8 protein-coding genes and 1 other RNA gene are annotated in these 14,349 nt (G+C 65.1%); 2 read left to right on the forward strand and 7 right to left on the reverse strand.

What is annotated here, in order from left to right; translation table 11 throughout:
* Window positions 1-8 precede the first annotated feature (8 nt).
* Window positions 9-749 (forward strand): hypothetical protein, encoded by a 741-nt coding sequence (locus ABQZ00_RS11740; RefSeq protein WP_055844626.1) that lies wholly within the window; start codon window positions 9-11, stop codon window positions 747-749.
* 158 nt (window positions 750-907) lie between these two features.
* Here the strand turns inward: ABQZ00_RS11740 and ABQZ00_RS11745 are convergent, their stop codons facing one another.
* The 7 genes from ABQZ00_RS11745 to ligA all read right to left on the reverse strand — a co-directional run bounded on the left by ABQZ00_RS11745 (window position 908) and on the right by ligA (window position 12,769).
* On the reverse strand, window positions 908-3,379 hold the full coding sequence (locus ABQZ00_RS11745) for a membrane-bound PQQ-dependent dehydrogenase, glucose/quinate/shikimate family (protein ID WP_323538252.1): 2,472 nt from the start codon (window positions 3,377-3,379) through the stop codon (window positions 908-910).
* Window positions 3,380-3,602: 223 nt separating this feature from the next.
* Window positions 3,603-6,311 (reverse strand): DNA gyrase subunit A, encoded by a 2,709-nt coding sequence (gene gyrA, locus ABQZ00_RS11750; RefSeq protein ID WP_323538251.1) that lies wholly within the window; start codon window positions 6,309-6,311, stop codon window positions 3,603-3,605.
* A gap of 210 nt (window positions 6,312-6,521) precedes the next feature.
* A complete protein-coding gene (gene mtnA / locus ABQZ00_RS11755; RefSeq protein WP_323538250.1) occupies window positions 6,522-7,586 on the reverse strand; it encodes an S-methyl-5-thioribose-1-phosphate isomerase in 1,065 nt (354 codons plus the stop codon).
* A gap of 597 nt (window positions 7,587-8,183) precedes the next feature.
* Window positions 8,184-8,867 (reverse strand): DUF3011 domain-containing protein, encoded by a 684-nt coding sequence (locus ABQZ00_RS11760; RefSeq protein WP_161961785.1) that lies wholly within the window; start codon window positions 8,865-8,867, stop codon window positions 8,184-8,186.
* A gap of 264 nt (window positions 8,868-9,131) precedes the next feature.
* A non-coding RNA gene (locus ABQZ00_RS11765) (sX9 sRNA) lies at window positions 9,132-9,208 on the reverse strand.
* Between the two features lie 100 nt (window positions 9,209-9,308).
* A complete protein-coding gene (gene epmA / locus ABQZ00_RS11770; RefSeq protein WP_323517106.1) occupies window positions 9,309-10,271 on the reverse strand; it encodes an EF-P lysine aminoacylase EpmA in 963 nt (320 codons plus the stop codon).
* Complete coding sequence (gene ligA, locus ABQZ00_RS11775; protein WP_323538249.1) at window positions 10,268-12,769, reverse strand: NAD-dependent DNA ligase LigA; 2,502 nt, start codon at window positions 12,767-12,769, stop codon at window positions 10,268-10,270. Before ligA ends, epmA begins: the two co-directional genes overlap by 4 nt.
* Window positions 12,770-13,115: 346 nt before the next feature.
* Between ligA and ABQZ00_RS11780 the strand changes: the two genes are divergently transcribed.
* Window positions 13,116-14,240, forward strand: coding sequence for a pyridoxal phosphate-dependent aminotransferase (locus ABQZ00_RS11780; RefSeq protein WP_055844647.1), 1,125 nt, complete (start codon window positions 13,116-13,118; stop codon window positions 14,238-14,240).
* The last annotated feature ends 109 nt before the right edge of the window (window positions 14,241-14,349 follow it).

The following is a 14,349-nucleotide window of genomic DNA, read 5'->3' on the forward strand; positions in this document are numbered from 1 at the left end:
GAGCCTCCATGGGCATCCTGATCTACCTGGTGCCTGCCTTCGCACTCTGGGCGCTCATCGCCACGGGTCTGGCGTTCGTGCGTGGGCGCCAGCTCAATGCCGAGTACGGGCAGCACGCCAGTACCCAGGACAGTCTTGCGCGCTATCAGGCGGCGCTGTCGCAGCTCAAGGCGCGCGCCGCAGCTACTACGCTGGAGCTGGAATCGCTGCAGCGCAGCTACACCGTGCTCAAGCAGTCGCTGGAGCAGCATGAACAAAACGCCGTAGAACAGCAGCGCCCAGAGGTCCCCGAGCAAGTGATTCCGATGGTCATGGTGCAGCGCCTGGATATCGCCAACGAGATCGGCACGCTGTTTGCCCATGTCGCCCGTGTGGCACGCAGCCTGCGTCGCTACAGCGCCTATAGCCGCGGGCACAATGCGCCCGAGCCCAGCACGGCACGCTACGACCTGCATTGGCTGGCCGACTGCCTGCACAGCTTCGACCAGGTGGGTCACGCGTTGGTGCGCGGCAATATCGCGGCATTGATCACGGCCTGCCAGGATCTGCTGTCGATGTACGAGCACTATCTGAAGGACGGCTCCGGCTACAACAGCCGCGACACCTTTCAGCGCCTGAGCAGCGATGTGCCACTGTCGGAGGCCACCGACGCCATCCGCTCGATCATCGTCAAGGCGACGCTGGCGCAGGATGTGCAGGACGCGGTGCAGGACGATGCGGTGGCGGTGGCGGTGGCAGCGGAGCAGTGATTCGGGAATCGGGAATCGGGAATCGGGAATCGCAAAAGCGTGTGATCGGGGAACTGTTGGGTCAACGCGTCTGCATGGATTAATGGCCTTGATGCTGCGCTTGGCTAGCACATAAAAAACGCGCCGTTATCGGCGCGTTTTTGTTTCCACTTCCAGCACTAATGCTGCGGTAATGCGTAGGCGATCAACGCATCGCCGGCCGGGGTTTCCATGAAGTGGTGGCCGCCAGCCATGATCACCAGATACTCGCGGCCGCCGTAGGAATACACCATGGGGTTGGCCTGCCCGCCGGCTGGCAACTTGGCGTGCCAGAGCTCCTTGCCGGTGGCCAGGTCGATGGCGCGGATCAGGTCGTCGGTGGCTGCCGCGATGAAGATCAAACCACCGGCTGTCACCACCGAACCACCGTTGTTCGGTGTGCCGATCTCGATCGGCAGGCCGGAGCGGATGCCGAACGGGCCATTGCCGCGCGCACTGCCGAACGGCCGGTCCCACAGCGTCTTGCCGCTGGCCAGATCGATGGCGCGGATGCCGCCATACGGCGGTTCCTTGCACAACAGCTTGGTAAACGGCAGCCGCCAGCCGGCATTGACGTTGATCGCATACGGCGTGCCGGCCTGCGGGTCGCCCGCGCCTTCTGCGCCGCCTGCATCGCCGCGCACCTGGTCGCGCGGCGCCCATCCCAGCTTGTCGGCCTTGGCACGCGGTACCAGCAGGTTGTAGTTCGGCATGTCGTTGTAATTGGCCACGATCACGCCGTGCTGCGGATCCACCGCCACGCTGCCCCAATCCGAGCCGCCGTTGTAACCGGGATACTCGATCGAATGCCGATCCGCTTCCGGTGGCGTGTAGATGCCCTTGTAGCTGGCCTTGCGGAACTGGAGACGACACACCAATTGGTCGATCGGGGTCATGCCCCACATATCGCGCTCGGTCAGATCCGGCTTGCGCAGGGTGTGATACAGCGAAAACGGCTGGGTCTTGGCGCGCATCTGCGGCTCCACGCCACCGCCGGGCACCGCACGCTCTTCTACGCCGACCAACGGCTTGCCGGTGCGCCGATCCAGCACATACAACTCGCCCTGCTTGCTCGGCAGCAACACCGCCGGCACGTTGACGCCATCCTTGGGGAAGTCGATCAGGCTCGGCTGCGAACCCAGGTCGTAATCCCACGCGTCGATATGCGTGGTCTGGAAATTCCACACCGGCTTGCCGCTGCTGACGTCCAGCGCCACCAGCGAGGTGGCGTAGCGATTCTCCGGAGGCGTGCGCGAGCTGCTCCAGTAATCGGCAGTGGAATTACCCATCGGCAGGTACACATACCCTAACTGCTCGTCCGCAGCCGCGGTGGTCCACATATTGGGCGTGCCAGGCGTCCAGTTTTGGCCCGGCGGCGGTGCGCCATCCCAGTCCGGATGCGTCATGTCCCAGGCCCAGCGCAATTTACCGGTCACCGCATCGAAACCTTCGATCACACCGGACGGCTCGTACCGCTTCTGACCATCGAGCACCTGATGCCCAGTGACGACCACCCCACGCACGATCGCCGGCGGTGAATTGATCGACACATAGCCGGGCGGCGTCTCGCCCATGCCGGCCGTGATATCGACCTGCCCATTGCTGCCGAAGTCCGGGCACAGCTGACCGCTGCGTGCGTCCAGCGCAATCAGGCGCCCATCCAGCGTGCCCTCGATCACCCGCGTGCGGCACAGCGCCGAGCCATTGGATGCCACTTCGGCAGCGCCGGCGTTGGCTGCCGCTGGCACCTCGTAATACGACACGCCACGGCACGCGGCGGTATACGGAATCGCCTCGTCCTTGACCTTGGGGTCGTAGCGCCAACGCTGCTTGCCGCTGGACGCATCCAGCGCAATCACCTGGTTGCGCGCAGTGCACAGGTACAGGCTGTCGCCCACCTTCAACGGTGTGGTTTCCGCGCCCCAGCGCTTGCTCGGCAGATCGCCGGTATGAAAAACCCAGGCCTGCTGCAGCTGTGCGACGTTGTCGCGGTTGATCTGTTGCAGCGGCGAATAGCGCTGACCCGCCTGGCTACGCCCGTACGCCGCCCAATCGCCATCTGCCGGCGCGTTGGCCGGTTGCACATCGGTCGTTGCAGATGCTGCCGGTGCACTGCGATTGACCAGACCACCGGCCATCCCGGCGGCATGCGCCAGCGCGCCATCGGCCTCGGTGACGCCGTGCGGAATGAACGCCAGCACGAACGCGACCACAAAGACTGCCGCCAATACACCCGCCACGCTGCGCGACAGCGCGCGCGATACCGGGCGTTGCAGTGTTGGCAACAGCAACGCAAGCACGAACGCCAGGCCCACGATCAGGCCCAGGCGCGGCACCCAACGCCAGTAATCGCTACCCGACTCCCACCACGTCCACAGCACCGAGCCGGCCACCACGGCTGCAAACCACCACGCACCCGCGTTGCGGCCACGGAACAGCAACACGCCGGCAATCAGCATCGCCGCACCGGCTGGTGCGTAATACCAGGAGCCATCCAGCGCGGCCAACCACACGCCACCGGCCAGCAACACCGCACCCAGCACGGCAATCACGCCTCCCAAGATCGCAAGCGCCCAATGGCCGCGACCGGAAGGACGATCCACATTCGTCATCAGTTGTTCCTCTTCGACACAGCGGCGACGCAACGCCGCCGCACCGCCAATCACCTTCGACCTGCGCCGGTGAAAGCACCGCGTTTTTCGCAGTGGAGGCACTTAAACACTGCGTTGCACATGTCATCGCCTGCAATAAACCAAGTGCGTAACAAAACACATGCAATAAAAAACGCCGGCATTGCCGGCGTTTTCGTTCAACTGCAGCGATGACGTTAGCCGATCATTCTTCGGTTGCCGGCGGCAGCGCGACGGACTCGGCGGTTGCGCTCGCTTCTTCCACCACGTCGTCCACTTCATCCAGCGATGCGTCCAGGCGTTCGACCGCCTGCAACTTCTCGCCCTTGGACAGACGGATCAACGTCACACCCTGCGTGTTGCGGCCCACGCGCGAAATTTCCGAACCGCGTGTGCGCACCAGGGTGCCGCCATCGGAGATCAGCAGCACTTCGTCGGTGGCACCCAACAGCACCGCACGCACCAGCTTGCCGTTGCGCTCGCTGGTCTGGATACCGATCACGCCCTGCGTGCCGCGTCCCTTGCGTGGGTATTCGGACAGCGGAGTGCGCTTGCCGTAGCCCTTCTCGGTGGCGGTGAGGATGTAGGCCATATCGTCGCTCTCGGCGACGTCGATCACCGCCGCCTCGGCGCCGTCTGCCGTATCGACGACGTCGTCCGCAGTGTCTTCATCGGACTCGATCTCGATCCCACCCGCCGGGTCGGACACGATCAGGCTGACCACTTCCTCGCCCTTGGGCATGCGGATACCACGCACGCCGGTGGCGGTACGGCCCATCGAACGCACGGTGGACTCGCCAAAGCGCACGGTCTTGCCGTTGGAGGCGAACAACAGTACGTCGCGATCGCCATCGGTCAGCGCAACGCCGACCAGCGCGTCGCCATCGTCCAGATTGATCGCTATCTTGCCGCGCGCCAGACGGAAGGCGAATTCGCTGAGCGGGGTCTTCTTGACGGTACCGTTGCGGGTGGCGAAGAACACATAGCGGTTGTCGGCGTATTCGCGCACCGGCAACACCGCTTGCACCCGCTCGCCGGATTCCAGCGGAATCCAGTTGATGATCGGGCGGCCACGCGCATTGGAGCCGGCTTCCGGCAACTGATGTACCGGCAGCCAGAACACCTTGCCGCTGCTGGTGAAGGTCAGCAACGTGTCGTGCGTGTTGACCAGCCACAGCTGATCGATGAAATCTTCTTCCTTGGTCGCTGCGGCAGAACGGCCACGCCCACCACGCCGCTGCGCGCGATACGCGCTCACTGGCTGACGCTTGGCATAACCGGCGTGCGACAAGGTCACCACCACGTCCTCCGGCGCGATCAGATCGAGAATATCCAGATCTTCTTCGCTGTGACGGATCTCGGTGCGGCGCTCGTCGCCGTACTCTTCGCGGATGTTGATCAGCTCATCGCGGATCACCTGCAGCAATACGTCGGGGTTTTCCAGGATGCGGATCAGGCCCTGGATGACCTCGAGCAACTGCTTGTACTCGTCGGTCAGCTTTTCCTGCTCCAACCCGGTCAGGCGATGCAGACGCATTTCCAGGATCTGCGAGGCCTGCACTTCGCTGAGCTGATAGAAGCCATTGGCCAGGCCAACGCCCGGCGCCAGGTCTTCCGGCTTGGACGCTTCGGCACCGGCGGCACCCAGCAGCGCACCGACCAGACCAGGCTCCCAGGTCTTGGCCAGCATGCGCTCGCGCGCTTCCTGCGGGTTGGCCGAGGTCTTGATCAACTCGATCATTTCATCGATGTTGGCCAACGCAACAGTGAGGCCTTCCAACACGTGCGCACGCGCACGCGCCTTGCGCAGTTCGTAGATGGTGCGGCGGGTGACCACTTCGCGGCGGTGGCGGATGAACGCCTGCAGCATCTGCTTGAGATTCATCAACTGCGGGCGGCCGTCGATCAGGGCCACCATGTTGATGCCGAACACCGACTCCATCTGGGTCTGCTGGTACAGGTTGTTGAGCACAACCTCAGCCGACTCGCCGCGCTTGATTTCGATGTAGATGCGCATGCCGTCCTTGTCGGACTCATCGCGCAGCTCGCTGATGCCTTCGAGCTTCTTTTCCTTGACCAGCTCGGCGATCTTTTCGATCAACCGCGCCTTGTTGACCTGGTACGGGATCTCGGTGACGACAATCGCCTCGCGGCCGTTGTCGGCCACTTCCACATCGGCCTTGGCGCGGATACGCACGCGGCCACGGCCGGTGCGGTAGCCCGCGGCAATGCCGGCGGTGCCGTTGATGATGCCGGCAGTGGGGAAATCCGGGCCCGGGATGTACTCCATCAAGCCTTCGACATCCAGCTCGGGCGTATCGATCAGCGCGATGCAGGCGTTGATCGCCTCGGTCAGATTGTGCGGCGGGATGTTGGTGGCCATGCCCACCGCGATACCGGCAGAACCGTTGACCAACAGGCTCGGGAACCGGGTCGGCATGACCGTCGGTTCCAGTTCCTTTTCATCGTAATTGGGCTGGAAATCGACGGTTTCCTTGTCGATATCGGCCATCAGCTCATGCGCCAGCCGCGACATGCGCGACTCGGTGTAACGCATCGCCGCGGCGGAGTCGCCGTCGACCGAACCGAAGTTACCCTGGCCGTCCACCATCATGTAGCGCAGCGAGAACGGCTGCGCCATGCGCACCAGCGTGTCGTACACCGACTGGTCGCCATGCGGATGGTATTTACCGATGACGTCGCCGACGATACGTGCCGACTTGAAATAGGCCTTGTTGCTGTGGGCGCCCAGCTCGTGCATCGCGAACAACACGCGGCGGTGCACAGGCTTGAGGCCGTCACGGGCATCGGGGAGTGCGCGGCCAACGATCACGCTCATGGCGTAATCGAGATAGCTCTTGCGCATCTCGTCTTCCAGGTTGACCTGGATGATTTCCTTGGCGGTTTCTGCCATTCGGGTTCCGTAAGTGAGGTGGCGGGCGAGCCGGAAAGCCGCGTCGGGGGCGCCTCAGTCACAGGCTGCCGACCCCACGCTCCCGCCGATCGATTCAAGCCCCAGATTGTACCACGAAGGGGCTTCCCGATACCGTCGCTTTACGGCCAGAAACAAGCACTTGCAGGGATTTTGGCGGGACGTTGGCGGCAATCTTGCCGCCGGTCCGGCTCAGGCGCCGAAGGCGGCCTGCATTCGCGCTCGATCGGGCTGCTCGATCACCCCACGTTCGGTGACGATGGCATCGATCAGCGCACCGGGGGTGACGTCGAACACCGGGTTCCACGCATGGATACCCTCGGCCACCGTCCGCACCCCGCCCACGCCGAACAACTCGCCTGGATCGCGCTGCTCGATCTCGATCTGATCGCCATCGCTGGTGGCCATGTCCACCGTCGACGACGGCGCCACCACCATGAACTTGACCCCGTGGTGGCGTGCGGCAATGGCCAGCTGGTAGGTGCCGATCTTGTTGGCGGTGTCGCCGTTGGCGCAGATGCGGTCCGCACCGACGATCACCCACTGCACCAGGCCGGATTTCATCAGATGCGCCGCAGCCGAGTCGGCGATCAGGGTGGCATCGATGCCGTCCTGCTGCAGCTCCCACACGGTCAGGCGCGCGCCCTGCAGCCACGGCCGGGTTTCGCCGGCGAACACCTTGGCGATGCGTTGCTGCGCCATGCCGGCACGGATCACGCCCAGCGCGGTGCCGAAGCCGGCGGTGGCCAGCGAGCCGGTATTGCAGTGGGTGAGCACGCCGCTGCCCGGGGCGATCAGCCCGGCACCCAGCGCGCCCATGTGACGATTGGCAGCCAGATCCTCATCGGCGATGGCCTGCGCCTCGCGCGCAATCACCTCGCGCCAGTCTGCACCGGCCGCGCCCAGCACCCGGCGCATGCGCATCAACGCCCAGGCCAGGTTGACCGCGGTCGGGCGCGCGGCATTGAGCCGCAACAGCGCCGGTTCGAGTTTCTGCAAGGCCGCACTGCCATCGTCGGCAGCGATATCGTGCGCAGCCAGCACCACGCCCCAGCCGGCCGCGATACCAATCGCCGGCGCACCACGCACGGCCAGCGAATGGATGGCCTCGGCCACCGCATCGCTGCTCTCGCAGCGCACATGCTCCACCACGAAAGGCAGCTTGCGTTGGTCGAGCAATTCCAGGGCATCGCCGGTCCACAGCAGTGGGCGGATGTGGTCGTAGCGGGCGTAATCGATATGGGCGCTGTCGTTCATCGCCCTATTGTAAGGCGCGCGCGTAGCCCAGTCAGTGAGCGGCGATGCTCAGCCTGCAGGGTGCGAGCAGCAGTGCATCAAGCGCAAAAGCCTGGCTGGTCGAGGGCGCGGTGCCCTCGCCGCTCGCGGGACACGCCGCAAGTACGTCCCTGTAGGCTCGGTAGCGGCATCCATGCCGCCACACGGTCCCATAATCGGCGAGGACACCGCACCAGACGGTTTGCTGATTGCTTTGGAAGGAAGTTTGCCGATTGCTTTGTTGAAGCCTGCCAGTCGATCGCGCTGCGCTGCGAAGCTGACCCGACCCGGCGTTATCCAGACAACACACCAAGCCTTGCTTGCAAGCGTGCACACCGACCATCGCGACTGGTCCTTGCCCGCTCACCCTCGCGGGACCTTACGCGGCATGGATGCCGCGTAAGAGCTTACAAGGACGTACTTGCAGCGTGTCCCGCGAGGGTGGGCGGGCAAGGGCCCTGCAGCCAAACCGCAGATCAGCCACCCTGTGCAGCGAAAGCACGTGCGCGGCAGCTGGCGATGTACGTGGCCAAGATTCTTCGCCCAGCAATAGACCACGCAAGCAGGTTCGTCAGCCGCTCAGTCGACGATGAATTCCGCGCGGCAACCATCGTTGACCCACACCCCGTCGCGACTCCAGCCCCAGGTCTGGCCTTCCACGCACGCCGTCCTGGACAGTTGCCGGCCCAGGCGCACCTTGCGCTCCACCGACACCCCACACGTGCGACGCGCGCTCTTTTTCGATTCGCACGTGACCATGCGCGGCACCGCCACGAAACCGGACCCATCTTCGGCGCCGACTTCGAACTCGCCATCGCAACCACGCGACACCCAGATTTCGTTACGCCGCGTTCCCCAGGTACGGTTTTCCTTGCACGGCCACATCGAGCGTTGCCGCAACAGGCGTACCGGCGCGCCGCGCAAGACCACCGGGCACACCACCTTTCCGCCGTTGGAATCGCAACGCACCACACGCCGCATCAGCGGTGTGGCCGGCACGGTGGTGGCGAATTCGGCACGACAGCCCTGCTCGACCCAGACACCGTCGCGGTCGACATCCCATTCGCTACCGCGGATACAGCTGGTTTCGGAGAGCTGGCGTACCAGTTGCACGCCGCTGGCGACATCCATCGCGCAATGCACGCGCGCCATGTCCTTGGATTCGCAACGCACCACGCCGGAGCCGCGCTCAGCGGCGCGCGCGTCGGCGAGCATCAGCAGCGGCAGGCACCACAAACCGCATAAGCTGATCAGCCACTTCATGCCAGCAATCCTCACCCCGAAACGATAAACGTCGCGCCCCCGTGGACGGGAAGATGAGAGCATCATCGATGTGAAGATAGCAATACGGCGGCGATGACAACGGCATGGCCGCGCAACCCACGCTTGCTTGCCGCACGACCAAATGCGTGCGACATCGCCTACAGGCATTGGGCTGCGCGGGTCCGGATCTGCGCTGTGATCCACTTGAGATCTCCACGGCCAATCGCGATGCGCGAACCGCATTCCCTGCATCGCGGCGAGCGCAGCTGAGAAAACCAAGCGCGCAGTCGTCATGTGAGTGCGGACGGCGCACTGAGAACCGACGTGCACACGTAGTCCATGGCGCACCGCGCACCAGCGACGCAGGACCGGCGATGAGCGCAGCAGGGTTGTTGGCCGCTGCCAGTGCCTGGCGCATCGCCCGATCCCGCTGGTCGCAACTCAGGCGCGGGCGAAGTCGAACGCCAGCACGTCGGCAATCTGCGCGGTGCCGCGCAAGGCCATCAATAACCGATCCACACCCACCGCCACGCCTGCGCAATCGGGCAGCTGCGACAGCACCGCCAGCAGGTGCTCATCCAGCGGCAGCTGCGGCAATCCGCGCGCCGCACGCACGGCGTTGTCGCGGGTGAAGCGTGCCCGTTGCTCCTGCGCATCGTTCAATTCGTGGTAGCCGTTGGCCACTTCATAGCCGCCCAGATACAGCTCGAAGCGCTCGGCGACCGGCGGGCTGTCGTGACGGATACGCGCCAGCGCGCATTGGCTGGCTGGCCAGTCGTGCACCACGGTCAGCGTCTCGCTGGCAAAGCCGGGCTGGATGCGATGGGTCATCAGCAGGTCCAGCCAATCGTCGCGTGTCAGTCCCTGCGGATCGATGGCAACGTCATGCAGTGCTGCACGCAGCGTGTCGACCGGGTCCAGCAACGGGTCGATGCCCAGGCGTTGCACGAACAGCTCGCGATACGTGAGCACCTGCACGCTCGCCTCGCGCTGCACCAGTGCAAGCGCGCGCTGCACCAGTGCGACAGTTTCCTGCGCCAACTTACGGTCGTCCCAACCCACCCGATACCACTCGAGCATGCTGAATTCCGGATTGTGCCGGCCGCCGGCTTCGCCGTTGCGGAACACGCGCCCCAGTTCGTAGCAATCGCCCAGGCCGGCGGCGAGCAGGCGTTTGAGCGGATATTCCGGCGAGGTGCGCAGCCAGCGCAGCGGCGCACCAGCATCCACATGTCCGCTGAAGCGGGTGCTGAAACTTTCGATATTCGGCTCGGTGTTGCCGGCCTGCGACAGCACCGGCGTTTCCACTTCCAGCACGCTGCGCTCGGCAAAAAAAGCGCGAATCGCGGCATTGAGCTGAGCGCGCAACCGCAGCCCGGCCAGATCGAGTTGCGCTGCGGTCATGGCTGTTGGCCGTGCTCGCCCAGAAAGGCCAGCAGCCGCGCTTCGTCCCAGATGTCCACACCCAGCGATTGAGCCTTGTCGAGCTTGGAGCCGGCCTCCTCGCCGGCCACCAGGAACGCGGTTTTCTTGGAGACACTGCCGGCCACCTTGGCGCCTAATGCTTCGAGCCGCTGTTTGGCAGCATCGCGCGTCAAAGCGGCCAAGGTGCCGGTGATCACGACCGTCTGGCCTTCCAAGGGGCCGGCCTGCACGGCCTCGGCGTCCGGCAGGCGCGCCAGCACCGTTTCCATCGCCTGTTGTGCTGCCGTGGCAAGTGCGGCATTTTCCGGGCGATCCAGCCATTGCAACAGCGCGGCGACCACCGGTGCGGGCACACCGGCCTGCAATAACGCGTCGCTGCCGGCAGTGCGCAGCGCATCGAACGACGGCACCGCCGCCGCCAGTTGCTGCGCGCGCACCGGCGTCACCTTGGGAATGTCCATGTCTTCCAGCACGCTGGCAAAACTCAAGGCATCGCGCAGCTTGGGCGATGGCGGGTGTGCATCGCCGATGCGCACGCCACGTTGCAGCAAATCGTCGATGGCCTGCTGGTTGCCCGGCTGATCGAGGAAATGCCCGAGCGAACGCGCCACTTCGCCACCGATATCGGGCACACGCTTGAACAGCGGCCACGGCAGATGGCGGATCAGCTCCAGATCGCCGAACCACGCCGCCAAGGCCTTGGCCGTACTCTCGCCCACATGCTCGATGCCAAGCGCGAACAGAAAGCGCTCCAGCGTGGTATCGCGCGATGTTTCGATCGCCTCGATCAGGTTCTCGGCCCATTTGGTGGCGATCTTGCGGCGGTTCCAATCGAAGCTCGGCAGCCCTGCACGCAGCAGATCAGCCTGCCAGGTCTGCGGCGCCTCATGTTCGCCGGCCAGATCCACGCCGATGCTCGCCACGGTGGTTTCGAGCTGCGCATACGCACCGGTTGCCAAATGCTCGCGCGCCTCGCGCAAGAACGCATGCGGGCTGTCGGCGGTGCTGATCAGGCGCAGTTGCAGCAGTTGATCGACGGTGAGCAGATAGAGATCGGCCACACCTTGCACCAGTCCGCTATCGACCAGCACTTCGATGAATTTCTCGCCCAAACCGTCGACATCCATCGCACGCCGCGACACGAAATGCCGAAACGCCTCCTTGCGCTGCGCCGGGCAGGTCAACTCGCCCGAGCACCGCCACACCGCCTGGCCTTCTTCGCGCACGATCTCCGACCCGCACACCGGGCACTGGGTAGGCATGCGCCATTCCTGCGTGTCCGGCGGGCGCTGGTCGGCGACCACGCCGGCCACTTCCGGAATCACATCGCCGGCACGGCGCACGATCACCGTATCGCCCACGCGCACATCCAGCCGCGCGATCTGGTCGGCGTTATGCAGCGTGGCATTGGTGACGATCACACCAGCCACATGTACCGGCTTCAGTCGCGCCACTGGCGTCGCCGCACCGGTACGGCCAATCTGGATCTCGATCGCCTCCACCGTGGTGGATTGCTCCTGCGCCGGGAATTTGTGCGCAATCGCCCAGCGCGGCGCGCGTGAAACAAACCCCATCTCCCGCTGGCCGGCCAGATCGTCGAGCTTGTACACCACGCCATCGATATCGAAGGCCAGCCCGTCGCGCGCCGCGCCAATGCGTTGGTAGTACGCCAGCAGGCCCTCGCTGCCCTGCACCACTTCGACCAGCTGGCTAACCGGAAATCCCCAGTCGCGCAATTGCGCCAGGATGGCCGAATGCGTCTGCGGCAAGGCGCCGTCGCGCACCTCGCCTACACCGTACGCAAAAAAACTGAGTGGGCGCTGCGCGGTGATGCGCGCGTCCAGCTGCCGCAACGAGCCGGCCGCACCATTGCGCGGATTGGCCAGCACCTTGCCACCCTGCGCACGCATCTGCGCGTTGTACGCCTCGAACGCGGCGCGCGGCATGTAGACCTCGCCGCGCACTTCCAGCACCTTCGGCCAACCCTGCCCACGCAAACGCAGCGGAATCGCCTTGACCGTGCGCAGATTGGCGCTGACATCCTCTCCCGCGGCGCCGTCGCCACGGGTCGCACCTTGCACGAATTCGCCATCTTCGTAGCGCAGGCTGATCGCCAGTCCATCGAGTTTGGGTTCGGCCGAAAACACCGGTTGTTTGAGCTCCAGCCGCTCGCTGATGCGGCGGACGAACTCGCTCACTTCCTCATCGCTGAAGGCGTTACCCAGCGACAACATCGGCAGCGCATGCCGCACTTCGGCAAAGCGCGACGCGGCCAGATACCCCACCCGTTGCGTCGGCGAATCGGCAGTGGCCAGTGCCGGGTGCTCGGCTTCCAGCGCCTCCAGCTCGCGCATCAGGCGGTCGTAATCGACGTCGGCCATCTGCGGCTCGTCGAGCACGTGATAGCGGTAGTTCGCGTCTTCGATTCGGCGACGCAGGGCATCGATGCGCTGAGCGGGATCCGGGCTGACAGTCATACGATCGCTGGGCTGGCACTGGGCCGCCCATTCTAACGGGCCATGCCGATGCGCAAGCGATGACCCGCCCTGACGTCGATCCCTAATCGGATGTCGCTGACCGCATCGACAGCGGCAGGCAGGCGCGCAAGACCAAACGTAATGATGCCGGCAGCGCCTCGCTCGCACCCCGGCAGCAAGCCCGGCAGGATTCGCCGTCACGCGGACAGGCGCGACTGGCTTCCTGGACCACTGGATCTGCCCGCTGACGGCCGACAGCGTGCCGCCCGGGGATTTCCCGATAGGCAGACCGGCACAAACCCGCTAGCGTGGCGACCTCTTTGTCCTGCTCGTCTGGAGCTCACCCGTGTCGTTGCCCGTCTCGCGCCGTTCGTTTCTCAGCCTCGCCACCACTGGCGTGGCGGTTTCCGCATTGGGGCTGGCACCCGCGGCTGAGGCGGCCCGCAAGCGCGCAGCCGCGGCCGCAGCGCCTGGCGTCGCACCGGCAGCAGGCACGGTGCTGCTCAACCTCAACGAACATCCGCTTGGCCCCGCTCCGGCAGCGCTGGATGCCGCAACGCGGTCGCTGGCGCGTTCGGGCCGCTACCTGCAGGAGATGGAGCAGGACCTGCGCAATCTGATGACCGGCGAGTTGCAGCTGCCCAATGACCATCTGGCGTTGTTTCCCGGGTCCAGGGACGCACTGAATCGCGCCAGCAACCTGTTCACCTCGGCGCGCGCAGGCCTGGTGGTGGCAGACCCGAGCTTCGACCCGGTCATCGACAGCGCCACTGCCCGCGGCGTGCAGGTGCGCAAGGTGCCGCTGCGTGCCGATGGCGCGCACGACGTCAAGGCGATGGCCAAGGCCGACCCGACCGCCGGCCTGATCTATCTGTGCAATCCCGGCAATGCCACCGGCAGCATCACCCCGCGCAGCGACATCGAATGGCTGCTGGCCAACAAGCCGGCCAGCGCGGTGCTGGTGGTCGACGAGGCGTACATCCACTACAGCAACGAGCCGTCGATGGTCGACCTGGTGCGTCAGCGCCAGGACCTGATCGTGCTGCGCAGCTTCTCCAAACTCTATGGCATGGCCGGCCTGCGCCTGGGCGCAGCGCTTGCCCCGCCGGGCCTGCAGACCAAGCTCGCCAGCTTCGGCAGCAACCCGTTGCCGGTCCCGGCCATGGCGGCCGGTATCGCCAGCCTGCGCGACCCGCAACTGGTGCAGACCCGGCGCGCGGACAACGCACGCGTGCGCGATGAGACCGTCGCCTGGCTCAAAAGCAAGGGCTACACCTGCCTGCCCACGCAAGCGAACTGCTTCATGCTGGACGTCAAGCGCGAGGCCGGCGTGTTTGCCGATTCGATGCAGAAGCAGGGCGTGATCGTCGGCCGCAGCTGGCCGATCTGGCCCAAGCGCGTGCGCGTGACTGTTGGCACCGAGGCAGAGATGATGCGGTTCCGCGAGGCGTTTACCAAAGCCAAGCGCTAACCCGTCTCCCCTCGGGACATTGTCCCCCTTTATGGGGGAGAAGATGCGCTGCGGAGGCGGATGAGGGGCGTCGCGGAGATCAGCCACCACCTGCCATGACAAACGCGTC

Source organism: Xanthomonas sp. WHRI 10204 (assembly GCF_040202875.1).
GTDB lineage: Bacteria > Pseudomonadota > Gammaproteobacteria > Xanthomonadales > Xanthomonadaceae > Xanthomonas.

Bases quoted from the DNA above. Each gene is read 5' to 3' on its own strand.
- ABQZ00_RS11740 (WP_055844626.1), top strand. From the start codon at position 9: ATGGGCATCCTGATCTACCTGGTGCCTGCCTTCGCACTCTGGGCGCTC.
- ABQZ00_RS11745 (WP_323538252.1), bottom strand. From the start codon at position 3,379: ATGACGAATGTGGATCGTCCTTCCGGTCGCGGCCATTGGGCGCTTGCG.
- gyrA (WP_323538251.1), bottom strand. From the start codon at position 6,311: ATGGCAGAAACCGCCAAGGAAATCATCCAGGTCAACCTGGAAGACGAG.
- mtnA (WP_323538250.1), bottom strand. From the start codon at position 7,586: ATGAACGACAGCGCCCATATCGATTACGCCCGCTACGACCACATCCGC.
- ABQZ00_RS11760 (WP_161961785.1), bottom strand. From the start codon at position 8,867: ATGAAGTGGCTGATCAGCTTATGCGGTTTGTGGTGCCTGCCGCTGCTG.
- epmA (WP_323517106.1), bottom strand. From the start codon at position 10,271: ATGACCGCAGCGCAACTCGATCTGGCCGGGCTGCGGTTGCGCGCTCAG.
- ligA (WP_323538249.1), bottom strand. From the start codon at position 12,769: ATGACTGTCAGCCCGGATCCCGCTCAGCGCATCGATGCCCTGCGTCGC.